Source organism: Lentzea sp. NPDC092896, from assembly GCF_044754905.1.
Taxonomy (GTDB): domain Bacteria; phylum Actinomycetota; class Actinomycetes; order Mycobacteriales; family Pseudonocardiaceae; genus Lentzea.
This window is the reverse complement of record NZ_JBIVPX010000012.1, coordinates 236,521-260,671: the sequence shown is the minus strand read 5'-3', so window position 1 is coordinate 260,671 and position 24,151 is coordinate 236,521. Positions and strand designations below refer to the sequence as shown.

The following is a 24,151-nucleotide window of genomic DNA, read 5'->3' as shown; positions in this document are numbered from 1 at the left end:
GCCCCTGCGACGCGCGCGGCCGCGTTGGCCGGCTTCGTCGGCGTGGTGATGGCACTCATGACTTACGCTCCCAGAACGCCGGACCCACAGCCTCGATGAAGTCGCTGCGGGCAACCAAGTATCCGTCTTCGTCCACCGTGATCGGAAGCTGGGGAAGAGGACGGGTTGCCGGACCGAACCGCGGCTTGGCGTACTCGAACACGTCGAACTGCGACTGGTGGCACGGGCAGAGCAGCAGACCGGTCTGCTGCTCGAACAGCGACGTCGGGCATCCGAGGTGCGTGCAGATCTTGGAGTACGCGTAGAGGTCGCCGTAGTTGAAGTCTTCCTGACCAGCGCGCTTGGTGACCGCCTGGTTCGGGCGCATGCGGATGAGCATGACCGGCGCGTCGGCCCGCTTGAGGGCCGCGACCAGGGCGTGCTCGTCCTCGCGCTCGGACTCCCGGAACGGGAACACCGTCTCGAAGCCGCCCGGCTCGACGTCCTCGGGACGCACCAGGGAGACCTCGTGGAAGTTGCCGGTGTGGCGGCGCAGGTAGACCTTCTCGCCCTTTTCGGCCTTCCAGCCGGTGTGCCACAGCGAGTTCTTGGTCTCGCTGTCCGCGTGCGGGTTCTTGATGAGCGCGCCCAGCGGGACGGCCGCGACGCCCAGACCCAGCACGCCGGCGCCGAGGCCCGCGGTGCGCTTGATCAGGCTGCGGCGCGCGATGCCGCTGCGCTCGCCCGCGTCGGCGAGCTCCGCGACCAGGGTGGCGCGGTCAACCTCGGCCGACGGGCCGTCGTGGCGCTGCTGCACCGCGAGCTCTTCGGGGATGAACTTCTTGGTGTAGAGCAGCGCGGCGACGCCCAGCGCCACCACCGACAGGCCCAGGAACAGGCCGATCAGCGGGTTGTAGAGCATGTGCAGCAGGTGGCCGTCGGTGTGCGGGGCCTCGTACTGCCACGGCCAGAACAGGAACACGCCGAGGAAGGCCAGTCCGGACAACGCGGAGATCACGAACCAGAGCGCGACGACGCGCTCGGCGCGACGCTCGGCACGCGTCCCGGGGACCGGGAACCTCTCCTCGTAGTGGACGAGCTCGACGCCGTCCATCTTCGTGCCGAGCCTGACGAGGTCGTCCCGGCTCATCTCCGCGAGCTCTGCCTCGCTGGGCAGCTCGGTCGGCTTGTCGCCGCTCATGCCTTGGCTCCGATCCAGAGGGTCACGCCGATGAGCGCGGCGATGCCCACGATGAACGCGATCAATCCCTCGGAGACGGGTCCGAACCCGCCCAGGGGGTTACCGCCGGAGTTGTTGTTTCCGTCGGTGACCGACTTGACGTACGCGATGATGTCTTTCTTCTCTTCCGGCGTGAGCTGGCGCTCGCCGAACTTCGGCATGTTCTGCGGGCCGGTCAGCATCGCCGTGTAGATCTGGTCCTCGGTCACGCCGTCGAGCTCCGGCGCGAACTTGCCGGACGACAGCGCGCCGCCACGGCCCGTGAAGTTGTGGCAGCTGGCGCAGTTGAGGCGGAAGAGCTCGCCACCGCGCGCGGGGTTGTCGCCGCGCAGGGCCTCGCCGGACTCGGAGGGCTTCTTCGGGCCCTCGCCACCGTTGGCGGTGATGTAGGCCATCAGCGCGTTGATCTGCTCGGGGGTGAGCTTCGCCGGCTTGCGGATGGCCTGGGCCTCCTGCCGCGCCATGGGCATGCGGCCGGAGGAAGTCTGGAAGTACACCGCGGCGTCACCGACGCCGATCAGGCTCGGCCCGCGGTCCTTGACGCCCTCGAGGGACTTGCCGTGGCAGCCCGCGCAGGTGTTCAGGTAGATCTGCTCGCCCTGGCGGACCAGAGCGTCCTCCTGCTGCGCCTGAGCGGTCTGCGCCTGGGGCGCGAACGCGGCGAACAGCATGCCTGCGCTGAGCAGGGCGAAGCCCAGCGCGAGCAGACCGGCGACCCGGCGGCGCAGCTTCGTGCGGGCGCCGCGCGGGCGTTTCGTAGTGGTGGTCATGGTGTGCGGCAACCCTTGCTGTCAGTTCGGGAGCTCGTGGCTGGGGAGCAGGTCAGGGCACGATGTAGATGATGGCGAAGAGCCCGATCCACACGACGTCGACGAAGTGCCAGTAGTACGACACGACGATGGCGGAGGTGGCCTGCGCCGGCGTGAACTTGCTGAGCTTCGTCCGGATCAACAGGTAGACGAACGCGATCAGACCGCCGATGACGTGCAAGCCGTGGAAGCCGGTCGTGAGGTAGAAGACCGTGCCGTAGGCCGACGACGGGATCGTCGTGCCCTCCTCGACGAGGGTGAAGTACTCACCCGCCTGGCCTCCGACGAAGATCGCTCCCATGATCAACGTCACGATGTACCAACGACGCAGACCGAACACGTCGCCCCGCTCAGCGGCGAACACGCCCCACTGACACGTGAAGGACGACGCGACCAGGATGATCGTGAAGACCGCCGCGTAGGGAACGTTCAGGTGGGTGGGCGCTGGGGGCCAATGCCCAGTGTCGTTCTGGGCCTTCACCGTGAAGAACATGGCGAAGAGGCCAGCGAAGAACATGAGCTCGCTGGACAGCCAGACGATCGTGCCGACGCTGACCATGTTCGGGCGGTTCAGCGAGTGCACGCGCTGGCCGATTGAAGGCGCTGCCGTGGTCACGCGCAGCATTATTGCCTGCGGAATTTCCGTCCGCCCATCGGGTCCTGCGCGGATCATGGGTCGGCTGGGTCACACAGCGGGTGATCGCGAGGAGATCAACGAATGGGCTTGCTGGGCCGATTGCGGGACATGCTGCGCCAACTCCGCGGACAGCGGGAGGTGCCGACGCTGTCGATCGACGATCCGGAGCTGGTCGTCGTGGTCGAGGCGTTCGACATCGCGGAGGCCGATTCGGCCGCTCTGGCCCGTTCGCCGCAGTGGCGCGCCGACGAGCTCGCCGTGCTCCGCCACCACGTGCGCATCCCCGTTGACCAGGTCGAACGCGCGCGAGAGCTGCTCACGCCCGACGGCTGGGTGCTCGCCGCCGGTGATATATCGCATATCAGTCGGGTGCAGAAGCTGGACGCCCTGCACTGCGCTCAGGAGCGGTCGAGGATGGCCTCGCTGGCGCAACGACTGGGCGGGGACGCACTGGGGTGGGACGCCCTGCAGAAACCACACGAACCGGCCCGATAGCATCACGGCGACCTTGGTCACTTTCTTCACGACCGCAGTCGGCAGTCGCAGCGGAGGATCCAGAGATGAGCACGCAGACCACGAAGATCCTGGTGTTCAGCCACCGGCCCGAGGTGCGTGAGACGATCATCACTGCGGTCGGCCGCCGTCCCGCGCCGGACCTCGCGCGCGTCGAGTACGTCGAGGTCGGCGCTATCGCGGACGTCCTCTACGAGGTGGACAACGGCACCGTCGACCTGCTGATCCTCGACGGCGAGGCGCAGCCGACCGGTGGCATGGGCCTGTCCCGCCAGCTCAAGGACGAGATCACGAACTGCCCGCCGATCGTCGTCGCGGTGCGCCGCAAGGACGACAGGTGGCTCGCGACCTGGTCGCAGGCGGACGCGGTGCTGGTGCACCCGCTCGACCCGCTGGCCGCCGCCGAGACCGTGGCCGAGGTGCTGCGGGGCTTGGCTTTGCCCGTCGTCAAGGGCTGATCCCGTCATGAGCCAGCGCACCTGGCCCTCGCTGCTCAACCGGCTGCTCGACGGCGTCGACCTGACCGCTGACGACACCGCCTGGGGAATGGACCAGGTGATGTCCGGCGAGGCGACCGCGGCGCAGATCGCGGCGTTCGTCGTCGCGCTGCGCGCCAAGGGCGAGACGCCGGAGGAGGTCGACGGCCTCGCGACGATGATGCTCAACCACGCGAACCGGTTCACGGTGGACGTGCGGGCGACCGACATCGTGGGCACCGGCGGCGATCATTCCGGTTCGGTGAACATTTCGACGATGGCCGCGATCATCACGGCCGCCGCGGGCGTGCCCGTGGTCAAGCACGGCAACCGCGCGGCGTCGTCGCAGTGCGGCACGGCGGACGTGCTGGAGGCGCTGGGCGTCGCGATCGACCTGCCCGCCGGCGGTGTGCAGGAGACCGTGCGCGAACTCGGCATCGGCTTCTGCTTCGCGCCGGTGTTCCACCCCGGCTTCCGGCACGCGGGCCCGGTGCGACGCGAGATCGGCATTCCCACGTCGTTCAACCTGCTCGGCCCCCTGACGAACCCGGCGCAGCCCACGGTCGGCCTGATCGGCTGTGCGCGGGCGTCGGCGGCGCCGCTGATCGCCGGCGTGTTCGCGCGGCGGCGCAACACCGCGCTGGTGGTGCGGGGCGACGACGGGCTCGACGAGATCACCACGACCACGACGACGTCCGCGTGGCTCGCGCAGGACGGTGTGGTGCGCACGGAGACCATCGATCCGTCCGTGCTCGGTGTGAAGCCCGCGCGCGAGGAGGACCTGAAGGGCGGCGACTCGTCGGTCAACGCCCAGGTGGTCCGCGACCTCGTGGCCGGCAAGACGGGTTCGGTGCGGGACGCGGTGCTCGTGAACGCGGCGGGCGCCATCGCGGCGCACGGCGGGTTCTCCGACGACCTGCACGCCGACCTGACGGCCTCACTGAGCCGCGCGGCCGACGCGATCGACTCAGGCAGGGCGGCGACGCTGCTGAGCCGCTGGGTGGAGCTCTCACAGGCTCTGAAGGCGTCCTCTAAGAAGTAACCGAACGACTGACTGAACGGGTTCCGGTCACGCGTCGTCGCCGACGCGTGACCCTGCTCGCACGGCCGCCGCATCGGTGTAGTCCGAGCGAGTGATGGGCCAGAGATGCGCGCCACGTGGTAACGCCGTCGCAATCGCCACCTGGAATGCTGGAGTCATGGCCCTCCTCTACCCGGTGATGAAGCACGTCGTCGCGCGCACAGCCCGTCTGGTCTACCGCCCGGTGGTGGACGGTCTGGAGAACATCCCCACCGACGGCCCCGTCATCCTGGCGGCCAACCACCTCAGCTTCATCGACAGCGTCGTGATCCCGATGGTCGTGCCGCGCCGGGTGTCGTTCCTCGCGAAGGCGGAGTACTTCACGGGCACCGGTCTGAAGGGCTCGCTGTCGCGCTGGTTCTTCTCCTCGCTCGGCCACGTGCCGGTGCACCGCGGCAAGGGCCGTGACGCCCGTGCAGCGCTCGACACGGCCGCCGACATCCTCGCGCGGGGTGACGCCTTCGCCATCTACCCGGAGGGCACGCGCTCGCTCGACGGCATGCTCCACCGCGGCCGCACGGGCGTGGCCCGCATGGCGCTGGAGTCCGGGGCCCCGGTCATCCCCGTCGGCATCATCGGCACGGACAAGGTGCAGCCGGTCGGCAGCAGGTTCCCGAAGATCGTCCCGGTGACGGTCCGCTTCGGCGAGCCGCTCGACTTCAGCCGCTACGAGGGCATGGAGGAGTCGCTGCCGGTGCTGCGCAGCGTCACCGACGAGATCATCTACCGCATCCTCGACCTGAGCGGCCAGGAGTACGTCGACGCGTACCAGAAGACGCCCGAGAAGGTCTCGGCCGCCGCGTAGCCGCCACAGACTCGTTCGAGGCCTGCGAAAGGGCCCTCCTCGCTGTCGGCGGGGAGGGCCCTTTCTCGTGCGATATGCGATGTATCACATACGGGACATCAGTCCGTCCACACACGACTGAGGCCCCCTCCGCTGTGGAGGGGGCCTCAGTCGAAGCAATATCCGATGTATCGGATATCAGTCGTGGTTGGGACCGGTGTGGTACTCGAACACCAGACCGCCGACCATGACCAGCACCATGACGATGGCGATCACCAGCAGCCACACGTGCCAGAACGCCAGCGCCACACCGGTGGTCGCCGCCGCGGCGGCGAGCCCGACCGGCCAGTACGAGCCGGGGCTGAAGAAGCCCAGCTCACCGGCGCCGTCGGACACCTCGGCGTCGGGGTTGTCCTCCGGCCGCACCTCGATGCGGCGGGCGACGAACCGGAAGTAGGTGCCGGTGATGAGGGCCAGGCCACCGGTCAGCGCGAGCGCCACCGTGCCGGTGGGCTCGACGTGGCCGGTCGCCAGGTGCGTCCAGTAGCCGTACACGATGGCCATCAGGAACGAGAAGGCCATCACCAGGTCGAATACGCGAGCTTCGATCTTCATCGCGAGGCGTTCCCTACTTCTGGCCCGCACCGGAGGCTTCGCGCGCCGTCCGGTCGGTGTTGAACGGGGTGGTCGTCGTGGCAAGCGGCGAACACCACTTGTCACAGTTCACCTGAGAGAGGGCTTCGGCCGTGGTGTACGGCTTGCCTGTCTTCTCGTTGACCTGCTTGCGCAGCTCGATGTACTTCTCGAAGTCGGCTTCCTCAAGGGCGCGGACCTCGAAGTTCATCACCGCGTGGTACGAGCCGCAGAGCTCGGCACAACGGCCGACGAACGCGCCAGGACGGTCGATCTGGTCGATCTGGAAGACGTTGTCCTGGTTGTTCTTCTCCGGCATCGGGAAGACGTCCCGCTTGAAGTGGAACTCCGGCACGAAGAACGAGTGGATGACGTCCGTCGAGCGCAGCGTGAACTGGATGCGCTTGCCGGCCGGCAGCACCATGATCGGGACTTCGCCCGAGGTGCCGACCGTGCTGACGACGTTGCCCTCTTCGGTCTTGTGGTCCGGGTACTGGAACTCCCAGTTCCACTGGAACGCGATCACGTCGACGTTGACGTCGGGCTTGCCCGACTTGTCCGTGACGTAGTTCTGCGTGACGGCGGTGAAGTAGAACAACACCGCCACGATCACCGTCGGCACGACGATGAGCACGATCTCCAGCGGGAGGTTGTACGCCGTCTGACGCGGCAGCTCCTCCGACTTCTTGCGGTGGAACACCACCGACCACAGGATCAGGCCCCACACGATGACGCCGACGACGAGCGCGGCGACCACGGACCAGGTCCAGAGCTCGCGCATCTTCTCGGCCTGCGGCGTGACGGCCTGCGGCCATCCGAAGCGCAGCACCTCGTCCGTGGAGCAACCGGTGGCCCCGACGCCGACCAGGCCTACCAGCCCAGCGGTCTTCACCAGCCGGGATGCCCTGGTGCCCTCCTTCAGGCCCACTGCTCGCCCGCCTCCTCGTTCCATGCCAACGGATCAAGCGGGAGCGTAGCCCAGCGCAACGGCGCTCACCCCTTGGGGGCACCGCCGCTGCGGTGCAGTTTCGGTCACACAGAGGCCCTTCGGCATACTGAGGACTTCCCCGTGGTCTTCCCCTTCGTGTTTCTTGAGAGGTGCGAGAGCCTTGTGCGGCCTGGCAGGACTTGTATGCCCTAGCGAGAACGAGGCCGAGAACGCGCGCCCGGCCATGGAGGCGGCGCTGCGCTGCATGCGGCACCGCGGCCCGGACGAGAGCGGCACCAGGCGGGTCGACGAGGTCGTGTTCGGCTTCAACCGGCTCGCCATCATCGACATCGAGCACTCCCACCAGCCGTTGACCTGGGGTCCGGCGGAGTCGCCGAGCCGGTACACGATCAACTTCAACGGCGAGATCTACAACTACCTGGAACTGCGCGCGGAGCTCACCGAGAAGCACGGCGCGGTCTTCCACACCGACGGCGACACCGAGACCATCGTCGCCGCCTACCACTACTTCGGTCCCGCGGCGATCACGAGGCTGCGCGGCATGTTCGCGTTCATGATCTGGGACTCCGAGCGCGACATCGTGTTCGGCGGCCGCGACCCGTTCGGCATCAAGCCGCTGTACTGGGCGCAGGGTCAGAGCGGCGTCGCGTTCGCCAGCGAGAAGAAGCTCCTGCTGGAGATCGCCTCCACGATCGGCATCGCCCCGAAGATGAACGTCAAGGGGCTGCAGCACTACCTCACGCTGCAGTACGTGCCGGAGCCCGCGTCGCTGCACGACCAGATCTACCGCGTCGAGTCCGGCCACTCGTTCACGCTGGTCCCGGGCGAGTCGCCGAGGTTCGAGCGGTACTTCCCGGCGAACTTCAAGGTCCGCACGGTCCGCAGCGAGGGCGAGGCCGACGCGCTCTACGACGAGATCGCCGCCGCGCTGCGCGACTCGGTCGCCAAGCACATGCGCGCGGACGTGACGGTCGGCTCGTTCCTGTCGGGCGGCATCGACTCGACGGTGGTCGCGGCGCTGGCCAAGGAGCACAACCCGGACCTGATCACGTTCACCACGGGGTTCGAGCGGCAGGGGTTCTCCGAGGTCGACGTGGCCGCGGAGTCCGCCGCGCTGATCGGCGTGAAGCACGTGGTCCGCACGGTCAGCGCGCAGGAGATGATGGACTCCCTGCCGTTGATCACCTGGTACCTCGACGACCCGGTGGCCGACCCGGCGCTGGTGCCGTTGTGGTTCATCGCCCGTGAGGCGCGTCAGCACGTGAAGGTCGTCCTGTCCGGCGAGGGCGCGGACGAGCTCTTCGGCGGGTACACGATCTACCGCGAGCCGTTGTCGCTGGCGGGGTTCGAGAAGGTGCCGGGCGCGCTGCGCAAGGCGATGGGCAAGGTCTCCACGAAGATCCCGCACGGCGTGCGCGGCAAGGACCTGCTGCGTCGCGGGGCTTTGACGCTGGAGGAGCGCTACTACGGCAACGCGCGCATCTTCCTCGACGACCACCTGCGGCAGGTGTTGCGCACGTACGACCCGGCGGTGTCCCACATGGACGCGACGGCCCAGCCGTACCGCGAGTCGCGCAACTGGGACCCGGTCACGCGCATGCAGCACGTCGACCTGTTCACGTGGCTGCGCGGGGACATCCTGGTCAAGGCCGACAAGATGACCATGGCGAACTCGCTGGAGCTGCGCGTCCCGTTCCTCGACCCCGAGGTCTTCAAGATCGCGTCGCAGATCCCGAGTGAGTTGAAGATCACGAAGGACACCACGAAGTTCGCGCTGCGCAAGGCGATCCGCGACATCGTGCCGGCGCACGTGCTGAACCGCCGCAAGCTCGGCTTCCCGGTGCCGATCCGGCACTGGCTCAAGGACGAGATGCACGACTGGGCCGTCGACATCGTGCGCACGTCGCAGACCGACCAGTACATCGACAAGTCCGCGGTGCTGCGGCTGATCGAGGAGCACCGCTCCGGCGTGCTCGACCACAGCCGCCGCATCTGGGCACTGCTGGTGTTCATGATCTGGCACGGCATCTTCGTCGAGGGCCGCATCCAGCCGGTGGTGCCGGAGCCGCACTACCCGGTCAAGCTCTAGCGGTTGGGGCCCCTCTCCGGAGGGGCCCTTCTCGTTTCAGCGACGTCCCTGAGCACTGCAGATCGCGTACGAGCTGACGACGGTGTCCGGGGACGCCATCAGTTCCAGGTAGCGGGCGAACTCGTCGTCGGTGAGCGGGAGCTTCGCGCGCATCAGCCGCGCGGTCGCGGCGAGCAGGCGGCATCCCGCGGAACCGCCCTCCCACTCCCGCACCTCGCGGGAGCCGCTGACGTCGTTCAGGCCGGCGTCGTGCAGCGCCCTCTCGATGCGCGCGCCCCACGCCAGTTCGGCCCCCGCGTGGTCGAGCAGTGTCAGCAGGGCGTTCTTCACCCGCATGATCAGCTTCGCGTCCTCGGGACCCGACGACGGCCCGGTGGAGAGGACTTCGAGCGGGAGGCAGTCGAACTCCTCGAGCACGAGCCATCCGCCGGGACGCAGCGAGTCGCGCAGCTTGCGCAACACGAGGTCGCGGGCGGGGAGGTAGAAGAGCACCAGGCGGGCGTGGACCAGGTCGAACGCGTTGCCGGGCAATATATTGGATACTACGTCGTGCTCCAGAACGGTGACATTGTCGCGTTCCTCGAGCCGGGTGACGTCGATGTCGGTGACTGTCACGTGCCCGGACGGAGCGACGACGTCGGCGAGCCAGTTCGCCACCGACCCGCCACCACCTCCGACTTCGAGGCAGCGCCAGCCGTCCGCCACACCCAGCTGCTCGACGCGGGCGAACGTGCCCGCGTCGAGCAGAGAGCTCAGCGCGTCGAACTTCGGATCGAGCGACTCACCGGTGTCGCCGAACAGGTACGTCCCCATTGTCCGATCATGGCAGGACGGGAGCGATCTCCTCAGCGGCTTCCGCACCAAACGCGCCACGAATGCGAGCGAGAGCCGACTCGCGCTCGATCACCCACTCCTGCGTGCCCACGGTCTCGAGCACCTCGACGGCGATGAACGAGCCGAGCTGAGCAGCGCGTTCGATGCTCAGGCCCGCGGTGATGCCGGCCAGGAAGCCCGCGCGGAAACCGTCGCCGACACCGGTCGGGTCGGTCTTCGCGACCTCGGGAACGGCGGGGACGTGCAGCGAGAAACCGTCGCGGTCGACGATCTCGACGCCCTTGGCACCGAGCGTGGTGACGCGCTTGCCGACGCGGGCGAGGACGTCGGCCTCGGTCCAGCCGGTCTTCTGCAGCAGCAGTTCCCACTCGTAGTCGTTGCTGAAGAGGTACTCGGCGCCCTCGACGAACGCACGCGCCTGCTCGCCGTCCATGCGGGCGAGCTGCTGCGACGGGTCGACGGCGAACTTGTAGCCGCGCTGACGGCACTCGTCGGCGTGACGGAGCATCGCCGCGGGGTCGTCGGGGCTGATGATGACGAGTTCGAGGTTCTCGACGCGGTTCGCGATCGGCGCGAGCTCGATGTTGCGCGACTCGGCCATCGCACCGGCGTAGAAGGACGCGATCTGGCACATGTCGTCGTCCGTCGTGCAGACGAACCGCGCGGTGTGCGCGACCTCGGACACGTACACGCCGGACGTGTCGACACCGTGCCGCTCGAGCCACGAGCGGTAGTCGTCGAAGTCCTGGCCGACGGCGCCCACGAGCACCGGCCGCACCCCGAGCACACCGAGGCCGAACGCGATGTTCGCGCCGATGCCACCACGCCGGACTACGAGGTCGTCGACCAGGAAGCTCAGCGACACGCGGTCGAGACGCTCCGCGACCAGCTGGTCCGCGAAACGACCCGGAAAGTGCATCAGATGGTCGGTCGCGATGCTGCCGCACACGGCTAGGGGCACGTCGGCTCCTCTTTTCTTGTTGCGCTACGTGACAACTCACCCGGACGAGTACCGCTGTGAAGACTACTGTTTGGTAGGGCTACCGCAGGTCAGACCGCCGTCATACGGTCAGAAGGTGACGATCCCAGAGGCGACCACGATGAGTGAACTGATCGAGGACTGCGCGCAGCTCCCCTTCGCTCTGACCCACCCCGAGCACCCCCTTCCCGCCCCGCGCGACGCCGCGCCCTGGCAGGTCGACGAGCGGTGCGCCCACCAGGTCGAAGGCCTCGCCGAATACGGCGTCTGACTTCTGGGTCTGACTTCTGGGTCTGACTTTTCTGGGTCTACCTACCGGCTTCTCAGTCTGTCCGGGTCATACCTGGCAGATTTCCTGGTCCACACACGGAGAGGCCGCGTTCCCGTCGATGCGGGAACGCGGCCTCTCCGCGTGTTCGCCTTAGTGGAACGAGTCGCCGCAGGCGCAGGACCCGCCGGCGTTCGGGTTGTCGATCGTGAAGCCCTGCTTCTCGATCGTGTCCACGAAGTCGATGACAGCACCTTCGACGTACGGGGCGCTCATGCGGTCGACGGCGACCTTCATGCCGTTGAAGTCGACCATCGCGTCACCGTCGAGCGCACGCTCGTCGAAGAACAGCTGGTAACGAAGGCCGGCGCAACCACCGGGCTGGACGGCGATGCGCAGGTGCATGTCATCGCGGCCCTCCTGGTCGAGCAGCGCCTTCGCCTTGACGGCGGCCGCATCGGTCAGCGTCACGCCGTGGCTGGGCGCCTCAGTGGTCGAAGCGGCATCCTGAGCGGTCGTCATGGCTCTCCTAAGAGGTCCTTTGCGGGCGGTTCACCCATCAACAACACGGGCGTTCCCCGCCTTGTTCCACTTCCCATGGTCCCACAACGACGGGCCACGTCGCCTCAAGTGTCGACTGTCACGTAGACCACGCTCAAGCCAACCGATATATCAGTGCGCCCCGAGGTGCGGCTATCAACGAGACCACTGCGTGGCCACGTGCCGGGCCGTTGCAATGAGACTTTTGCGGGCGTCCGCAATCGACTTTTGCACAGAGCCGACGTGCTCGGACACCGAGTAGGCGGCCTGGACGCCGGCGGCGCCCATCTCGCGGCGGCCGACGCTGACCTGGCCCGCGACGGCGATGCACGGGATGCCTCGTTCGGCGGCGCCCGAGGCGACGGCGGTGATGAGCTTGCCGCGCAGTGACTGCCAGTCGAAGCTGCCTTCGCCGGTGAGGACGACGTCGGCGTCGTCGAGGGCGGCGTCGAGGCCGGTGAGTTCGCGGACGAGGCCCGCGCCGGACGTCACCGTCGCGCCCAGCGAGAGGAGCGCCGCGCCCAGGCCGCCCGCCGCTCCGGCGCCCGACATGTCGGCTACCGGCTTGAGGACGTCCATGGCGGCGAGCTTCGCTTCGAGGCGTTCCACGGCTTCCGGGGACGCGCCCTTCTGCGGGCCGAACGTGCGCGCGGCGCCGTGCGGGCCGAGGAGCGGGTTCTCCACGTCGGACGCGGCCACCAGCGATATATCAGTGAGGTCGACGCCCGCGTCCGACCCCGCATCGAACAGGGCGGCGAGCATGCCGGCGCCGCCGTCGGTCGTGCCGGAGCCGCCGAGGCCTACCGTGATGACATCGTTGTCATCCGCAGCTGCCGCGATGAGTTCGCCGACGCCTCGCGTTGTCGCCGTCTCGCAGGACTGCGCGCGGAGGTCCGCGGGGATGAGGTGGAGGCCGCAAGCTTCGGCGGACTCGATGTATGCAACACGTCGACCGTTCGCATGCACGCTGAGCCAGCGTGCCTCGACAGGTTCGCCGAGCGGGCCGGTGACGGTGATATATCGGATGTCACCTTCGGTCGCGGCGTGCAGGACGTCGACGAAGCCGGGGCCTCCGTCGGCCAGCGGGCGTTGGGTGACGACGTCGTCGGGCTTGGCGTCGTGCCAGCCGGTGGCGATGGCGTCAGCGGCCTCGCGGGCGGTCAGGGTGCCGCCGAAGCAGTCCGGAGCGATGAGTACGCGCACCTCGCGAAAGGTACAGAAGAACCACTGTCCTACCCTGTCGTTGTGAGGTTCCTGCGTCGCAACGCCGCTGATACCGATGCCCCGGCCACCGAGTCGGCCGACGAGGCCACCGACTCCAACCGCTCCGCGGGCAAGGGCAGGCCCACGCCCAAGCGGCGTGAGGCCCAGGGCAGGCGTTCCGGTCCGGTGCCGCCGCCGCCCCGCACGCAGCGCGAGGCGTTCAAGCGCATGCGCGGCAACAAGGTGAGCAAGGAAGACCGCCGTGCGGCGGCCACCGAGCGTCGTCAGCGCATGATGGCGGGCGACGACAAGTACCTGCTGCCGCGCGACCGAGGTCCGGTGAAGGCGTACATCCGCGACCTCGTCGACTCGCGGCGCAACCTCATGGGCCTGTTCATGCCGCTCGCCGTCCTGGTGTTCGTGGCGCTGCTGACGCCGTCGCTGGCCGTGCAGCGGTACGCGACGCTGGCGACGACGTTCATGCTGATCGCGATGATCATCGAGGGCTTCGTGCTCGGCCGCCTCGTCACGCGCAAGGTGCGGGCGAAGTTCCCGACCGAGCCGATCAAGGGCCTGTCGATCGGCTGGTACTCGTTCATCCGCGCGAGCCAGATCCGCAAGTTGCGCGTGCCCAAGCCGCGCGTGAAGCCGGGCGACGCCATCAAGTAGAGAGTGCGTCAGCAATTGCGCAAGCTTCAGCTGCCGGAGAAGCTGCGGTGGAACCACAACGAGTGGTACCGCCGCTGGCTGCTCCGGCAGTTGCCGTCCGGGGTCGATTCGGCCTTGGACGTCGGCTGCGGCCTGGGTGATCTGGCTCGATCGCTGAAGGCCGGCGAGGTCACCGCGATTGACGCGAACGCGCGCATGATCGAACGCGCGAGCGCCGGCAGCGATCGGGTCAACTGGATCCACGGCGACGTCCTCACCCACGACCTGGGTCGCTACGACGTCGTCACCGCCGAGGCGAGCCTGCACCACCTGCCGTTGCGCGAAGGCCTCGCCCGGCTCGCCGAGCTGACCAAGCCCGGCGGCACGCTCGTCGTCATCGGGCTCTACCTGACCGCGACGCGATCAGACCACGCGATGGAGTTCGTGACGTTGCCGGCGAACGCCGTTGTCGGTCTGCTCAAAGCGATCAACGGCACCGGTGGCAAGCCCCACGACCCCGAGATGCCGATGGTGATGACGGCGCCGACGTTGCCGGAGATCCGCGCGGCCGCGGCGGAAATCGTGCCCGGCGCACGCGTGCGGAGGCACCTGTTCTGGCGGTATTCCATGGTGTGGCACGCGCCCGAAGTTCATTAGCAGCACGAACGATTTCGGTTTAAGCTCGGATGTATGAAGTTCCGTCGACTGGGCCGCAGCGGCCTGTCCATCAGTGAGATCTCGTACGGCAACTGGCTCACGCACGGTTCCCAGGTCGAAGAGGACCAGGCCCACGCCTGTGTGAAGGCGGCGCTGGAGTCGGGGATCACGACCTTCGACACCGCCGACGTCTACGCCAACACCGCCGCGGAGTCGGTGCTCGGCCGGGCGCTGCAGGGTCAGCGGCGCGAGTCGCTCGAGATCCTCACCAAGGTCTACTGGCCAACCGGTCCCGGCGGCCCCAACGACCGCGGGCTCGGCCGCAAGCACATCATGGAGTCGGCCAACGCGTCGCTGAAGCGGCTGCAGACCGACTACGTCGACCTGTACCAGGCGCACCGGTTCGACTACAGCGTCCCGCTCGAGGAGACGATGCTGGCGTTCGCCGACCTCGTCCGCCAGGGCAAGGTCCTCTACGTCGGCGTCTCCGAGTGGACCGCCGAGCAGATCACCCGCGGTGCCGCGCTGGCCCGTGAGCTGAACGTCCCGTTCGTGTCGCACCAGCCGCAGTACTCGATGTTGTGGCGCGTGATCGAGCCGCAGGTCATCCCGGCGTGCGAGCGCGAGGGACTGAGCCAGATCGTCTTCTCCCCCGTCGCGCAGGGCATCCTGACCGGCAAGTACCTGCCGGGCGCCGAGGTGCCGGAGGGGTCGCGCCTGGCCGACGCGCGCGGGTCGCAGATGATCGCGCGCTGGATGCGGGACGACGTGCTCAACGCCGTTCAGCAGCTCAAGCCGATCGCCGAGGAAGCGGGCATCACGCTGGCGCAGCTCGCCGTCGCGTGGGTGCTGAAGAACCCGAACGTCGCGTCCGCGATCATCGGCGCGTCGCGTCCGGAGCAGGTCTTCGAGAACGTCAAGGCCATCGACATCGAGCTCGATGACGACGTGCTCACCCAGATCGACAAGGTCCTCGAGGGCGTCATCACCGACGACCCCCGCCTCACCGCCCAGGGCTAACCGGCTGGGTGGAGGCTCATCGGGCCGTACACCTCGGATTCCGAGCGCAGCAGCGTGACCTGGTCGACCCCGGCGTCGAGCAGGTCACGCCACTCGGCGTTGAACCAGTCCTCGGCCTCGGTCTGCTCGGCGAACGTCACATCCGGGCCCGCGACGTCGCGTCCGTGTGCATCCTGGTAGCGCCAACGGTATTCCACGGACGAAGGCTAACTCTTGTCATCTCGGACGCTCGTGCTCGGCGGAGCGCGGTCAGGCAAGTCAGCGCACGCGGAAGGTCTGCTCACCGAGGCGACCGTGACCTACGTCGCAACCGCGCGCAGATATCCGGACGACCCGGACTGGGACGCACGCATCGCGCTGCACGTCGCGCGGCGTCCGTCCACTTGGCACACGGTCGAGGCGTCGGCTCCTGCCGATCTGCCGGCCCTGCTCACCGCCACCCAGTACGAGGACCCGCCGATCCTGGTGGACGACCTGTCGACGTGGCTGGTCGGCGTGCTGGACGACGCCAACGCGTGGGAAGGCGCCCAGCACGAAACCAGCGGTGACGTGGTCGCGCATCACATCGACGCGATCGTGCGTTCGGTCGCGACGTGCCGGGCACGACTGGTGCTGGTGACGGCGGAGGTCGGCCTCGGCGTCATTCCGTCGACGCGTTCTGGCAGGCTCTTCCGAGATCACCTCGGTGCGCTCAACGCGCGCGTCGCCGAGGTGTGCGACGAGGTCACCCTGCTCGTCGCCGGCATCCCGTTGAAACTGCGATGAGGAGTGACCAGGTGAGCACCGAGTTCCCGCCGGTCGAACCGCCGGACGAGACCGTTCTGCGCGAGGCCGAGGCCCGGCACGCGGTGCTGACCAAGCCGGTCGGCTCGCTCGGACGGCTCGAGGAGCTGGGCAACTGGATCGCGGCCTGCCAGGGCGTCGTGCCGCCCAAGCCGTTCGTGCGGCCGCGGGTCGTCGTGTTCGCGGGCGACCACGGCATCACCGCCCAGGGCGTGTCGGCGTTCCCCAGCGAGGTGACCGGCCAGATGGTCGCGAACTTCCTGACCGGCGGCGCCGCCGTGAACGTGCTCGCGCAGGTCGCGGGTGCCACGGTGCGCGTGGTCGACATGGCCGTCGACGCGGACACCCCGGCCGCGGTCAGTCAGCACAAGGTGCGGCGCTCGTCCGGGTCGATCGACCGCGAGGACGCGCTCACCCGTGAGCAGTGCGAGCTCGCGATCGCGGCCGGCCGCGCGGTGGCCGACGAGGAGGTCGACGCGGGCGCCGACGTGCTCGTCGCCGGTGACATGGGCATCGGCAACACGACGCCCGCCGCCGTGCTGATCGCGTCGCTGACCGGGTCGGAGCCCGTCGCGGTCGTCGGACGCGGCACCGGCATCGACGACCAGGCCTGGATGCGCAAGACGGCGGCGATCCGGGACGCGCTGCGCCGGGCCCGCCTGGTGATCAGCGACCCGACCGCGTTGCTCGCCACGGCCGGTGGCGCCGACATCGCCGCGATGGCCGGGTTCCTGGCACAGGCCGCCGTGCGCAAGACGCCGGTCGTGCTCGACGGCGTCGTCGTCGGCGCGGCGGCTGTCGTGGCCGAGGAGTTGGCGCCGGGTGCTCGTGAGTGGTGGGTGGCCGGGCACGAGTCGGCCGAGCCCGCGCACGCGATCGCACTCGGGCATCTCAACCTGAAGCCGCTGCTGCAGTTCGAGATGCGGCTCGGCGAGGGGTCCGGTGCCGTGGCGGCGCTGCCGTTGCTGATCTCGGCGGTGAAGGTGCTCGCGGAGATGGCGACGTTCGAGAGCGCCGGCATCACGAACAAGGAATGAAGCTCCGCCCTTGAAACTGGCGTTCTCCTGGCTGACGGTCCTGCCGTTGCGCGTCGACGACGTCGACGAGCGAGCGGCAGGACGGGCCATTGCCTGGACGCCCGTCGTCGGCGTCGTCATCGGCGCGTTCGTCGTCGGTGTGCTCAAGCTGCTGGCGATATCCGATATATCGGCGCTCGTGGCCGGGTTCCTGGTCGTCGGCGTCGTCGCGCTGTCGACACGCGGTATGCACCTCGACGGGCTCGCCGACGTCGCTGACGGGCTCGGTTGCTACGGGCCGCCGGAGCGTGCGCTCAAGGTCATGAAGGACGGCGGCGCGGGGCCGTTCGGCGTCGTCTCGCTGATCGTGGTGCTGGGCGCGCAGGCCGCCGCACTCCCCCACGCTCACTGGGGTGTCGTGCTGCTCGCGTTCGCGACGAGCCGGGCAGCGTTCGGCATCTGTTGCATGCGTGGCGTGCCTGCGGCACGGCCCGAGGGGCTCGGTGCGCTCGTTGCGGGCACGCAGCATCCGTTGATGGTCATCGGCACGTGGGTGGTGCTCGCCGCTGCGGCGATTCCGCTCGGGTGGCGCGCGGTCGTCGCCGTCGTCGCCGCGTTCGCGCTCGTGTGGCTGCTGGTGAAGCACACCGGAAAGCGTTTCGGCGGCATCACCGGTGATGTGCTCGGTGCTGCCGCCGAAATCGCGCTTCTGGCCGTGCTGGTGATCGCTTAACCGAGCTTGGTCATCCAGCCGTGGGTGTCGGCGACGTGGCCGTGCTGGAGGCCGGTCAGGCGCTCGCGCAGCTGCTTCGTCACCGAGCCGGTGCCGCCGTCGGCGATGTCGAACTCGCCACCGGCGTGCTTGACGTGGCCGACCGGCGTGATGACGGCGGCCGTGCCACAGGCGAAGACCTCGGTGAGCTCACCGGAGGCGTTGGCCTTCTCCCACTCGTCGGTCGAGATGCGGCGCTCCTCGACGGTCAGGCCGAGTTCGGAGGCCAGTTCCAGCAGCGAGCTCCGGGTGATGCCGGGCAGCAGCGTGCCGGTCAGCTCCGGCGTGATCACCTTGTCCCCGAAGACGAAGAACAGGTTCATGCCGCCCATCTCCTCGACCCAGCGGCGTTCCACCGCGTCGAGCCAGACGACCTGGTCGCAGCCCTTCTCGGCGGCCTGCGCCTGCGCCACGAGGGACGCGGCGTAGTTGCCGGCGAACTTGGCCGCGCCGGTGCCACCGGGAGCCGCGCGGACGTACTCGGTCGAGAGCCACACGCTCACCGGCCGGACGCCGCTCGCGAAGTAGGAGCCGGCCGGGGAGGCGATCAGCACGTAGAGGTACTCGGTCGCGGGTCGCACGCCGAGGCCCTTCTCCGTGGAGATCATGAACGGCCGCAGGTAGAGGGACTCCTCCTCGGCCGAGGGCACCCAGCGGTCGTCGACCGCGAGGATCTGCCGCACGGACTCCAGGAAGAGCTCGTCGGGAAGTTCGGGCATCGCCATGCGGCGGGCCGAGGCGCGGAAGCGCTCGGCGTTGGCCGCGGGGCGGAAGGACGCGATCGAACCGTCGGGCTGCCGGTAGGCCTTGAGCCCTTCGAAGATCGCCTGGCCGTAGTGCAGCACCATTGCCGCGGGGTCCAGTGCGAGGGTGGAGTACGGGCCGACCTCAGCGTCGTGCCAGCCCTGCTCGCGGTTCCAGCGGATCGTCACCATGTGGTCGGTGAAGTGCTGCCCGAAGCCCGGCTTGGCAAGTACCTCCGCTACGCGCTCCGGGGTCGCCGGGTGCGGGTGGGGAGTCCGGGTGAAAGGCAACTCGCTCGTCATGTGAGCACGGTAACCCGCAGGTGGGGATACGGAAAATCGTCTTCCCAAAACTCGGACGTCCTACTAAGTGAAGCTCGATAGAGTCACCGGCCATGACCGAGCCGGAAAGATCTTCAGCAGGGTCCGACGTCCGCACCGTCCTGCAGGCCGCGCTGCTCGTCCTGGGCACCGGCATGACGTTCCTGGACGCCTGGGTTCTCGGCGGCGTCGGGGGCATCGTCGTCGCGGTGTTCCTAGTGGTCGTCTTCCTGGCCGGCTACCACGGCATCACCAAGAACGGTCCCAACAACAACGGCCGCGTCATCGGGCTTGCGGTGTGTGTTGCGGTGACGCTGCTCGTTTTTCTTTCAGTGACGCTCTCAGGGACGACGTGAGGCCGATGAGCCCGGTGCCGATGCCCAGTCCCGCGATGGAGATCAGCATCGCGGGCACCGGCATGCTCATGGCGAGCAGCACCGAGAGCCCGAGTCCGAGACAGGCCGTGCGCATCGGCCACGTGCGGTCGTTCTGCAGCAGGACTCGAGCCGACGCGTTCGTGAAGGCGTAGTAGAACAACGTCCCGCACGCCGCCACGCCCAGTGCCGTCCCCAACGGCATGAGCACCACGGCGAGTGCGGAAGCGGCGACCACGACGAGCGTCAGCGCGCCGGGCTTGAGGCGGGTCGGCAGGTCGCCGTCCTCGGCCAGACCGGTCAGCGTGCGGTGCGCGGACGTGAGGACGAAGTGCAGAGCGGCCACACCTGCCACCGCCGCGGCGATCTGCACGAGCGGCACCAGCGCGGCCGAGTCCGCAGCGACGAGCGCGTCGCGCAACGGGGCCGGCGACAACGCGAGGCGCGCGCTGCCGAGCTGACGGAGCACACCGGCGCCCACGGCCAGATAGACCACGAACGACAGTCCGATCAGGACCGGAATCGCGATCTTCAGCACGGACACCGGGCGCGGTCGCTCACCGCGGTGCGGCGCGGTGATGCGCTCGAAGCCGGCGAAGGCCATGAACATCAGGCCGGCGACGCCGACGAGTTCGTTGGGGGTGCCGGTCTCCCCCACCGACGGCACGGGCGCGATCGAGAAGCTCGCCGCGACGACCAGCGCCAGCACGCCGAGGACGACCACGGACACCAGCACGCTGACGCCCGAGGTGAAGCGGAAGCCGACCGCGCCGAGCAACGCCGTCGCGACGACCAGGGCAAGCGCGCCGATCATCGGCTGGTCCGGCACCACGTACGCGCCGAACATCGACGCCACCGCGGCCGCCATGGCGCACCGCCCCAGAAGGTGTGCACTCGCTGTCATCCGTGCGGGCCACACTCCGAGCTGCGCGCGCACGTATCCGTAACCGCCGCCGACGTCCGGGTAGGCGCGGGACTGGTCGGCGGTCGAGAAGGCCGAGCAGAGGGCGGCGAGCGCGGAGACGGCCAGCGCCGGGAGCACCCACCAGCCCGCAAGTCCTGCGGCTGGGGCGAATCCGGCGAAGACCCCCGCTCCGAGCACCGCGGGAAGACCGAGCGCGACCGTCGTGACGATCTCGCGAGGCGTGTGGGTCACGGGGTACACGTTCTCAGATGCGGCATCCGGCCGTAACCACCCGGTCGACTGATGCGTGAAACGGGCGAATCGCCACTGTGCGCAACTGTCAACGTCACGGATTGCGGCGATCGTGGCGGGGCTGGGCATTAGTGGGACAGTCCGACCTTTAGCATGAGTCACGATTCCGAGCCCCGCCCGCAACAACCCTGGAGCAGCACGTGACAGCCCCGAAGCTGGCCCTCACCGAGGGTGACCTGAGCACCACCGCCGCGGACGCAGTCGTCGTGGGCACCCTGCAGGGTGCGGACGGTCTGGAGCTCGCCCCCGGTGCCGAAGCTGTCGCCGCCGCGTTCGACGGCGCGCTGCTCGACGTGCTCGGCACCCTGCGCGCGTCCGGCAAGGCCGACGAGCTCGTGAAGGTGCCGACGTTCGGCAAGATCGCCGCCCCGCTCGTGCTGGCCGTCGGCCTCGGCAAGACCGCCGGTGAAGAGCAGGTGCGCCGCGCGTCCGGTGTCGCCGCCCGCGCGCTGGGCGGCAAGAAGCGCGCGATCAACACGCTCGCCGCCCTGCACGTCGGTGCGGCGGCCGAGGGCACGCTGCTCGGCGCCTACTCGTTCACCGAGTACAAGTCCGACAAGGGCGAGGGCCCGGTCGTGAAGGTGGACCTGCACGCCGCCGGTTCCAAGGAGAACAAGGCCGCGCTGAAGGCCGCCGTCGCGATCGCCGAGTCCGTCGCCATCGCGCGTGACTTCATCAACACGCCGCCGAACGACCTCTACCCCGCCTCGTTCGCCGCCCGCGCGGAGAAGCTCGCCACCGCGGCCGGTCTCGACGTCGAGATCCTCGACGAGAAGGCGCTGAAGAAGCAGGGCTTCGGCGGCATCCTGGGTGTCGGCGTCGGTTCGACGCGCCAGCCGCGCCTCGTGCGCATCTCGTACAAGGGCACGAAGGCCGTCAAGAAGGTCGCGCTCGTCGGCAAGGGCATCACGTTCGACACCGGCGGCATCTCGATCAAGCCGGCCGCGGGCATGGACGAGATGACCTCGGACATGTCGGGTGCCGCCGCGATCGTCGCCACTATGGTGCTCGCCGCGAAGCTCAAGTACCCGCTGGAGATCATCGCGTCGATCCCGATGGCGGAGAACATGCCGTCCGGTGACGCGTACCGCCCCGGCGACGTGCTGACCATGTACGGCGGCAAGACCGTCGAGGTGCTCAACACCGACGCCGAGGGCCGCCTGATCCTGTCGGACGCCATCGTGCGCGCGTGCGAGGACAACCCCGACTACCTGATCGAGACCGCGACGCTGACGGGCGCGCAGGTCGTCGCCCTCGGCAAGCGCACCTCGGGCGTCATGGGCTCCGACGAGTTCCGCGACCGCGTGGCCGCCATCGGCACCGCCGTCGGCGAGTCGGCGTGGGCGATGCCACTGCCCGAGGAGCTGCGCGCGGACCTCGACTCGCGTCTCGCGGACCTCGCGAACGTCACCGGGCACCGCTGGGGCGGCATGCTCGCCGCCGGGCTGTTCCTGCGCGAGTTCGTGGCCGAGGGCGTGCAGTGGGCGCACATCGACATCGCGGGCCCGGCATTCCACACGGGTGGCCCGTACGGATACACCTCGAAGGGCGGCACCGGCGTTCCGGTGCGGACCATCGCGGCTGTTCTGGCGGATATCGCCGCCAACGGCTGAGCAATTCTTTCCGCACAACGGGCGGAGCTCCTTCGGGAGCTCCGCCCGTTGCGTTGCAGCCGATATATCAGTTGCTCCGACGTCGTTGAACAGCCCCTTTGCAACGAGTCTTTTGACTTCGTCCGCAAACGTGTCGTTGCAAGGGCACTCAAGCAGGGGCGTCGACGGGCGGGCGAAATGACGCCGCGCGGGCTTTCGCGATGACGGCCTGCTATTTCGGCGAGAAGCGCGAAGAAGGGCTTGCGGGCATTTGCTCGTCAGGCGCGGTCGTGGAGCGTGACGTGGTAGCCGTCGGGGTCGGCGAAGGTGAACGTGCGGCCGAAAGGGCCGTCGATCGGCGCGGAGACGATGGGGTGGCCGTCGGCGGCGAGGGCGTCGTGGACGGCCTGGACGTCGGTGGCGTGGAACCAGATCGCGGCGCCGATGCCGGGCTGGGCGACGGAGGCGAGATCGGTGCCGGGAACGACGTCGCGGAGGGCGAACGCGATCGGCTTCGTCTCGAAGACGACGGCGTGCGGAGGTCCGGTCGGCGAGCGGACGAGGCCGAGGTACTGCTCGTAGAACGCCCGGGAGGCGTCGAGGTCGCGCGCTTGCAGCGAGATGAAGTCGGGGCCCGTGGCGGCCATGATGACGCTCCTTCTGTCGTGTCAGTATTCTGACACGGACCACGCTATGTCAGAATACTGACATGAGTCAAGACGGTGCCGGCGTCGACCTGGAGACGTCACTGGGCTACCTGCTGAAAGAGGCGTCGAGCGTGCTCCGCGCCGCCATGGAGGAGGTGCTGCGGCCGCTCGGGATGAGCGTCACGCACTACTCCTGCCTCGAACTGCTGGCGCAGCGGCCGGGTCTGTCGAACTCCGAGCTCGCGCGGGGCGCGTTCGTCACGCGGCAGTCGATGAGCGTGCTGCTCCAGGCCCTGGAACGGGACGGCTACGTGACCAGGCCCGCGGCGGCACCCGTCGGGAAGGTTCTTCCCACGCGGCTCACGCCTCGCGGGCGGCGGAGCCTCGAGGCCGCGTCCGCGGCGGTCCGGTCCGTCGAGGTCAGGATGCTGGGCGAGCTGACGGAGGCCGAGCAGGCGAACGCTTTCCGGATCCTGCGGGGGATGATCCATTCCCTGCGCGACGGCAGTGACGGCGCGTAGGGCTGTGCCGCGAGGCCCGGCGGGTGGAGTATTTCCACATGGGGACGCATCAGTACGAGGCCGACGTCGTCTGGACCGGGAACACCGGGAGCGGGACTTCCGGGTACAAGTCCTACGAACGCGCGCACGAGGTCCGGGTCGAGGGCAAGGAGACGATCCTCGGGTCGTCCGATCCGTCGTTCCGGGGTGACCGCGGCCGGTACAACCCCGAGGAGTTGCTCGTCGCGTCGCTCTCGCAGTGCCACATGCTCTGGTACCTGCACCTCGCGTCGGTCAACGGCGTCGTCGTGACCGGCTACCGCGACCACGCCACCGGCGTCATGGCCGAGCACTCGGACGGGTCCGGGCGGTTCACCGAGGTGGTGCTCAACCCCGTCGTGACCGTCGCCGATCCCGCGACCAAGGAGACGGCGCAGGCGTTGCACGAGAAAGCGCATTCGATGTGCTTCATCGCGGCGAGCGTCAATTTCCCCGTTCGGCACGAGCCGGTCGTGAGGATTTAGAGTTCGCCGGAAGCCTTTTTTCGCGCGGTGTAGTCGCGCATGCGCTTCGGGTAACCCACGATGCCCGCGTCGTAGATCGGCATGCCGAGTTTGCGTGCGAACGACCGCGCGGCGTCCGGCGACGGCACCCGGCGCCGGGTCCACTCGCCGTCGTGAGCGACCAGGACCACAGTGGTCTCGGTCACCGTGGTCTTCGGCTCCACATAGGCCTCGACGCCGTGGCGGCTCTTCGTCCACTGTTCGAGGTGGCTCGTGTCCTGGTTGGAAGCGGTCCGCAGCACACCTGCGCGCGGCTTCCTGCGAAAACGATCGAACAGCCCCATC

At 68.7% G+C, this 24,151-nt stretch carries 30 protein-coding genes; 16 read left to right on the top strand and 14 right to left on the bottom strand.

Annotated features, from left to right (window positions below):
• Positions 1 to 55: 55 nt before the first annotated feature.
• From ACIQF0_RS42230 to ACIQF0_RS42220, 3 genes are read right to left on the bottom strand one after another with little or no spacing between them, the layout of a single operon-like run.
• Positions 56 to 1,180 carry a ubiquinol-cytochrome c reductase iron-sulfur subunit gene (locus ACIQF0_RS42230; RefSeq protein WP_360042460.1) on the bottom strand — a complete coding sequence of 375 codons (1,125 nt, stop codon included), beginning with the start codon at positions 1,178 to 1,180 and terminating at the stop codon, positions 56 to 58.
• Positions 1,177 to 1,989 carry a c-type cytochrome gene (locus ACIQF0_RS42225; protein WP_401039650.1) on the bottom strand — a complete coding sequence of 271 codons (813 nt, stop codon included), beginning with the start codon at positions 1,987 to 1,989 and terminating at the stop codon, positions 1,177 to 1,179. The genes ACIQF0_RS42230 and ACIQF0_RS42225 overlap by 4 nt, the downstream gene beginning before the upstream one ends.
• Before the next feature lie 52 nt (positions 1,990 to 2,041).
• The gene (locus ACIQF0_RS42220; protein ID WP_093599929.1) at positions 2,042 to 2,653 is read right to left on the bottom strand and encodes a heme-copper oxidase subunit III; all 612 of its coding nucleotides are present in this window, start codon (positions 2,651 to 2,653) and stop codon (positions 2,042 to 2,044) included.
• Between the two features lie 93 nt (positions 2,654 to 2,746).
• Between ACIQF0_RS42220 and ACIQF0_RS42215 the strand changes: the two genes are divergently transcribed.
• From ACIQF0_RS42215 to ACIQF0_RS42200, 4 genes are all read left to right on the top strand, one after another.
• Entirely contained in the window at positions 2,747 to 3,160 is a 414-nt protein-coding gene (locus ACIQF0_RS42215) for a hypothetical protein (protein ID WP_401039648.1), read from the top strand.
• A 65-nt stretch (positions 3,161 to 3,225) separates the two neighbouring features.
• Entirely contained in the window at positions 3,226 to 3,636 is a 411-nt protein-coding gene (locus ACIQF0_RS42210; RefSeq protein ID WP_319978396.1) for a hypothetical protein, read from the top strand.
• A gap of 7 nt (positions 3,637 to 3,643) precedes the next feature.
• Positions 3,644 to 4,696 (top strand): anthranilate phosphoribosyltransferase, encoded by a 1,053-nt coding sequence (gene trpD / locus ACIQF0_RS42205; protein ID WP_401039645.1) that lies wholly within the window; start codon positions 3,644 to 3,646, stop codon positions 4,694 to 4,696.
• A gap of 157 nt (positions 4,697 to 4,853) precedes the next feature.
• Positions 4,854 to 5,540, top strand: coding sequence for a lysophospholipid acyltransferase family protein (locus tag ACIQF0_RS42200; RefSeq protein ID WP_360042448.1), 687 nt, complete (start codon positions 4,854 to 4,856; stop codon positions 5,538 to 5,540).
• 177 nt (positions 5,541 to 5,717) lie between these two features.
• Here the strand turns inward: ACIQF0_RS42200 and ACIQF0_RS42195 are convergent, their stop codons facing one another.
• The gene (locus ACIQF0_RS42195) at positions 5,718 to 6,134 is read right to left on the bottom strand and encodes a cytochrome c oxidase subunit 4 (RefSeq protein WP_360042445.1); all 417 of its coding nucleotides are present in this window, start codon (positions 6,132 to 6,134) and stop codon (positions 5,718 to 5,720) included.
• A 13-nt stretch (positions 6,135 to 6,147) separates the two neighbouring features.
• On the bottom strand, positions 6,148 to 7,080 hold the full coding sequence (gene coxB, locus ACIQF0_RS42190) for a cytochrome c oxidase subunit II (protein ID WP_401039641.1): 933 nt from the start codon (positions 7,078 to 7,080) through the stop codon (positions 6,148 to 6,150).
• 181 nt (positions 7,081 to 7,261) lie between these two features.
• Here coxB and asnB point away from each other — a divergent pair, with 181 nt between their 5' ends.
• Positions 7,262 to 9,190, top strand: coding sequence for an asparagine synthase (glutamine-hydrolyzing) (gene asnB, locus ACIQF0_RS42185; protein ID WP_401039638.1), 1,929 nt, complete (start codon positions 7,262 to 7,264; stop codon positions 9,188 to 9,190).
• Between the two features lie 36 nt (positions 9,191 to 9,226).
• On the opposite strand, the gene ACIQF0_RS42180 is transcribed toward asnB, so the two are convergent.
• Entirely contained in the window at positions 9,227 to 10,003 is a 777-nt protein-coding gene (locus ACIQF0_RS42180; protein WP_401039636.1) for a class I SAM-dependent methyltransferase, read from the bottom strand.
• Positions 10,004 to 10,010: 7 nt separating this feature from the next.
• On the bottom strand, positions 10,011 to 10,943 hold the full coding sequence (locus ACIQF0_RS42175) for a carbohydrate kinase family protein (RefSeq protein ID WP_360042483.1): 933 nt from the start codon (positions 10,941 to 10,943) through the stop codon (positions 10,011 to 10,013).
• A 157-nt stretch (positions 10,944 to 11,100) separates the two neighbouring features.
• On the opposite strand from ACIQF0_RS42175, the gene ACIQF0_RS42170 reads away from it, so the two are divergent.
• On the top strand, positions 11,101 to 11,274 hold the full coding sequence (locus tag ACIQF0_RS42170) for a hypothetical protein (RefSeq protein ID WP_170176554.1): 174 nt from the start codon (positions 11,101 to 11,103) through the stop codon (positions 11,272 to 11,274).
• 150 nt (positions 11,275 to 11,424) lie between these two features.
• Here the strand turns inward: ACIQF0_RS42170 and ACIQF0_RS42165 are convergent, their stop codons facing one another.
• Together ACIQF0_RS42165 and ACIQF0_RS42160 are read right to left on the bottom strand one after the other, a co-directional pair.
• Positions 11,425 to 11,793, bottom strand: coding sequence for an iron-sulfur cluster assembly accessory protein (locus ACIQF0_RS42165; protein ID WP_030474606.1), 369 nt, complete (start codon positions 11,791 to 11,793; stop codon positions 11,425 to 11,427).
• Between the two features lie 174 nt (positions 11,794 to 11,967).
• Positions 11,968 to 13,014, bottom strand: coding sequence for a glycerate kinase (locus ACIQF0_RS42160; RefSeq protein ID WP_401039631.1), 1,047 nt, complete (start codon positions 13,012 to 13,014; stop codon positions 11,968 to 11,970).
• Positions 13,015 to 13,056: 42 nt separating this feature from the next.
• On the opposite strand from ACIQF0_RS42160, the gene ACIQF0_RS42155 reads away from it, so the two are divergent.
• The 3 genes from ACIQF0_RS42155 to ACIQF0_RS42145 are packed head-to-tail and all read left to right on the top strand — an operon-like array spanning position 13,057 to position 15,339.
• Complete coding sequence (locus ACIQF0_RS42155) at positions 13,057 to 13,683, top strand: DUF3043 domain-containing protein (RefSeq protein WP_360042428.1); 627 nt, start codon at positions 13,057 to 13,059, stop codon at positions 13,681 to 13,683.
• A gap of 3 nt (positions 13,684 to 13,686) precedes the next feature.
• Positions 13,687 to 14,319 carry a class I SAM-dependent methyltransferase gene (locus tag ACIQF0_RS42150; RefSeq protein WP_401039628.1) on the top strand — a complete coding sequence of 211 codons (633 nt, stop codon included), beginning with the start codon at positions 13,687 to 13,689 and terminating at the stop codon, positions 14,317 to 14,319.
• Positions 14,320 to 14,352: 33 nt separating this feature from the next.
• Positions 14,353 to 15,339: an aldo/keto reductase family protein gene (locus ACIQF0_RS42145; protein WP_360042423.1), complete on the top strand. Its 987-nt coding sequence runs from the start codon at positions 14,353 to 14,355 to the stop codon at positions 15,337 to 15,339.
• Here ACIQF0_RS42145 and ACIQF0_RS42140 read toward each other — a convergent pair.
• Positions 15,336 to 15,536 (bottom strand): hypothetical protein, encoded by a 201-nt coding sequence (locus ACIQF0_RS42140; RefSeq protein ID WP_360042420.1) that lies wholly within the window; start codon positions 15,534 to 15,536, stop codon positions 15,336 to 15,338. The genes ACIQF0_RS42145 and ACIQF0_RS42140 overlap by 4 nt on opposite strands.
• Positions 15,537 to 15,552: 16 nt before the next feature.
• Here ACIQF0_RS42140 and cobU point away from each other — a divergent pair, with 16 nt between their 5' ends.
• Genes cobU through cobS form a run of 3 tightly spaced genes read left to right on the top strand, consistent with a single transcriptional unit; the run spans position 15,553 to position 17,871 of the window.
• A complete protein-coding gene (cobU, locus tag ACIQF0_RS42135; protein ID WP_401039623.1) occupies positions 15,553 to 16,104 on the top strand; it encodes a bifunctional adenosylcobinamide kinase/adenosylcobinamide-phosphate guanylyltransferase in 552 nt (183 codons plus the stop codon).
• Entirely contained in the window at positions 16,101 to 17,159 is a 1,059-nt protein-coding gene (cobT, locus tag ACIQF0_RS42130) for a nicotinate-nucleotide--dimethylbenzimidazole phosphoribosyltransferase (RefSeq protein ID WP_401039621.1), read from the top strand. Before cobU ends, cobT begins: the two co-directional genes overlap by 4 nt.
• Before the next feature lie 10 nt (positions 17,160 to 17,169).
• Positions 17,170 to 17,871, top strand: coding sequence for an adenosylcobinamide-GDP ribazoletransferase (cobS, locus tag ACIQF0_RS42125; protein WP_401039620.1), 702 nt, complete (start codon positions 17,170 to 17,172; stop codon positions 17,869 to 17,871).
• Here the strand turns inward: cobS and ACIQF0_RS42120 are convergent.
• Positions 17,868 to 18,956, bottom strand: a complete 1,089-nt coding sequence (locus tag ACIQF0_RS42120) for a branched-chain amino acid aminotransferase (protein ID WP_401039617.1) — start codon at positions 18,954 to 18,956, stop codon at positions 17,868 to 17,870. The genes cobS and ACIQF0_RS42120 overlap by 4 nt on opposite strands.
• Positions 18,957 to 19,048: 92 nt before the next feature.
• Between ACIQF0_RS42120 and ACIQF0_RS42115 the strand changes: the two genes are divergently transcribed.
• A complete protein-coding gene (locus tag ACIQF0_RS42115; RefSeq protein WP_401039614.1) occupies positions 19,049 to 19,330 on the top strand; it encodes a hypothetical protein in 282 nt (93 codons plus the stop codon).
• Here ACIQF0_RS42115 and ACIQF0_RS42110 read toward each other — a convergent pair.
• Positions 19,257 to 20,504: an APC family permease gene (locus ACIQF0_RS42110; protein ID WP_401039612.1), complete on the bottom strand. Its 1,248-nt coding sequence runs from the start codon at positions 20,502 to 20,504 to the stop codon at positions 19,257 to 19,259. The genes ACIQF0_RS42115 and ACIQF0_RS42110 overlap by 74 nt on opposite strands.
• A 200-nt stretch (positions 20,505 to 20,704) precedes the next feature.
• Between ACIQF0_RS42110 and ACIQF0_RS42105 the strand changes: the two genes are divergently transcribed.
• On the top strand, positions 20,705 to 22,177 hold the full coding sequence (locus ACIQF0_RS42105; protein ID WP_330270068.1) for a leucyl aminopeptidase: 1,473 nt from the start codon (positions 20,705 to 20,707) through the stop codon (positions 22,175 to 22,177).
• Between the two features lie 257 nt (positions 22,178 to 22,434).
• Here ACIQF0_RS42105 and ACIQF0_RS42100 read toward each other — a convergent pair whose 3' ends face one another.
• On the bottom strand, positions 22,435 to 22,803 hold the full coding sequence (locus tag ACIQF0_RS42100) for a VOC family protein (protein ID WP_360042396.1): 369 nt from the start codon (positions 22,801 to 22,803) through the stop codon (positions 22,435 to 22,437).
• Positions 22,804 to 22,865: 62 nt separating this feature from the next.
• Here ACIQF0_RS42100 and ACIQF0_RS42095 point away from each other — a divergent pair, with 62 nt between their 5' ends.
• Positions 22,866 to 23,324, top strand: coding sequence for a MarR family winged helix-turn-helix transcriptional regulator (locus tag ACIQF0_RS42095; RefSeq protein WP_401039608.1), 459 nt, complete (start codon positions 22,866 to 22,868; stop codon positions 23,322 to 23,324).
• Between the two features lie 38 nt (positions 23,325 to 23,362).
• Positions 23,363 to 23,827 carry an OsmC family protein gene (locus ACIQF0_RS42090; protein ID WP_360042390.1) on the top strand — a complete coding sequence of 155 codons (465 nt, stop codon included), beginning with the start codon at positions 23,363 to 23,365 and terminating at the stop codon, positions 23,825 to 23,827.
• Here ACIQF0_RS42090 and ACIQF0_RS42085 read toward each other — a convergent pair.
• Positions 23,824 to 24,150, bottom strand: a complete 327-nt coding sequence (locus tag ACIQF0_RS42085; protein WP_360042387.1) for an oxidoreductase — start codon at positions 24,148 to 24,150, stop codon at positions 23,824 to 23,826. The genes ACIQF0_RS42090 and ACIQF0_RS42085 overlap by 4 nt on opposite strands.
• Between the last annotated feature and the right edge of the window lies 1 nt (position 24,151).

Coding starts and splice junctions, on each gene's coding strand:
- ACIQF0_RS42230 (WP_360042460.1), bottom strand. CDS start 1,180: ATGAGCGGCGACAAGCCGACCGAGCTGCCCAGCGAGGCAGAGCTCGCG.
- ACIQF0_RS42225 (WP_401039650.1), bottom strand. CDS start 1,989: ATGACCACCACTACGAAACGCCCGCGCGGCGCCCGCACGAAGCTGCGC.
- ACIQF0_RS42220 (WP_093599929.1), bottom strand. CDS start 2,653: ATGCTGCGCGTGACCACGGCAGCGCCTTCAATCGGCCAGCGCGTGCAC.
- ACIQF0_RS42215 (WP_401039648.1), top strand. CDS start 2,747: ATGGGCTTGCTGGGCCGATTGCGGGACATGCTGCGCCAACTCCGCGGA.
- ACIQF0_RS42210 (WP_319978396.1), top strand. CDS start 3,226: ATGAGCACGCAGACCACGAAGATCCTGGTGTTCAGCCACCGGCCCGAG.
- trpD (WP_401039645.1), top strand. CDS start 3,644: ATGAGCCAGCGCACCTGGCCCTCGCTGCTCAACCGGCTGCTCGACGGC.
- ACIQF0_RS42200 (WP_360042448.1), top strand. CDS start 4,854: ATGGCCCTCCTCTACCCGGTGATGAAGCACGTCGTCGCGCGCACAGCC.
- ACIQF0_RS42195 (WP_360042445.1), bottom strand. CDS start 6,134: ATGAAGATCGAAGCTCGCGTATTCGACCTGGTGATGGCCTTCTCGTTC.
- ACIQF0_RS42180 (WP_401039636.1), bottom strand. CDS start 10,003: ATGGGGACGTACCTGTTCGGCGACACCGGTGAGTCGCTCGATCCGAAG.
- ACIQF0_RS42175 (WP_360042483.1), bottom strand. CDS start 10,943: ATGCACTTTCCGGGTCGTTTCGCGGACCAGCTGGTCGCGGAGCGTCTC.
- ACIQF0_RS42165 (WP_030474606.1), bottom strand. CDS start 11,793: ATGACGACCGCTCAGGATGCCGCTTCGACCACTGAGGCGCCCAGCCAC.
- ACIQF0_RS42145 (WP_360042423.1), top strand. CDS start 14,353: ATGAAGTTCCGTCGACTGGGCCGCAGCGGCCTGTCCATCAGTGAGATC.
- cobT (WP_401039621.1), top strand. CDS start 16,101: ATGAGGAGTGACCAGGTGAGCACCGAGTTCCCGCCGGTCGAACCGCCG.
- ACIQF0_RS42120 (WP_401039617.1), bottom strand. CDS start 18,956: ATGACGAGCGAGTTGCCTTTCACCCGGACTCCCCACCCGCACCCGGCG.
- ACIQF0_RS42115 (WP_401039614.1), top strand. CDS start 19,049: ATGACCGAGCCGGAAAGATCTTCAGCAGGGTCCGACGTCCGCACCGTC.
- ACIQF0_RS42100 (WP_360042396.1), bottom strand. CDS start 22,803: ATGGCCGCCACGGGCCCCGACTTCATCTCGCTGCAAGCGCGCGACCTC.
- ACIQF0_RS42095 (WP_401039608.1), top strand. CDS start 22,866: ATGAGTCAAGACGGTGCCGGCGTCGACCTGGAGACGTCACTGGGCTAC.
- ACIQF0_RS42090 (WP_360042390.1), top strand. CDS start 23,363: ATGGGGACGCATCAGTACGAGGCCGACGTCGTCTGGACCGGGAACACC.
- ACIQF0_RS42085 (WP_360042387.1), bottom strand. CDS start 24,150: ATGGGGCTGTTCGATCGTTTTCGCAGGAAGCCGCGCGCAGGTGTGCTG.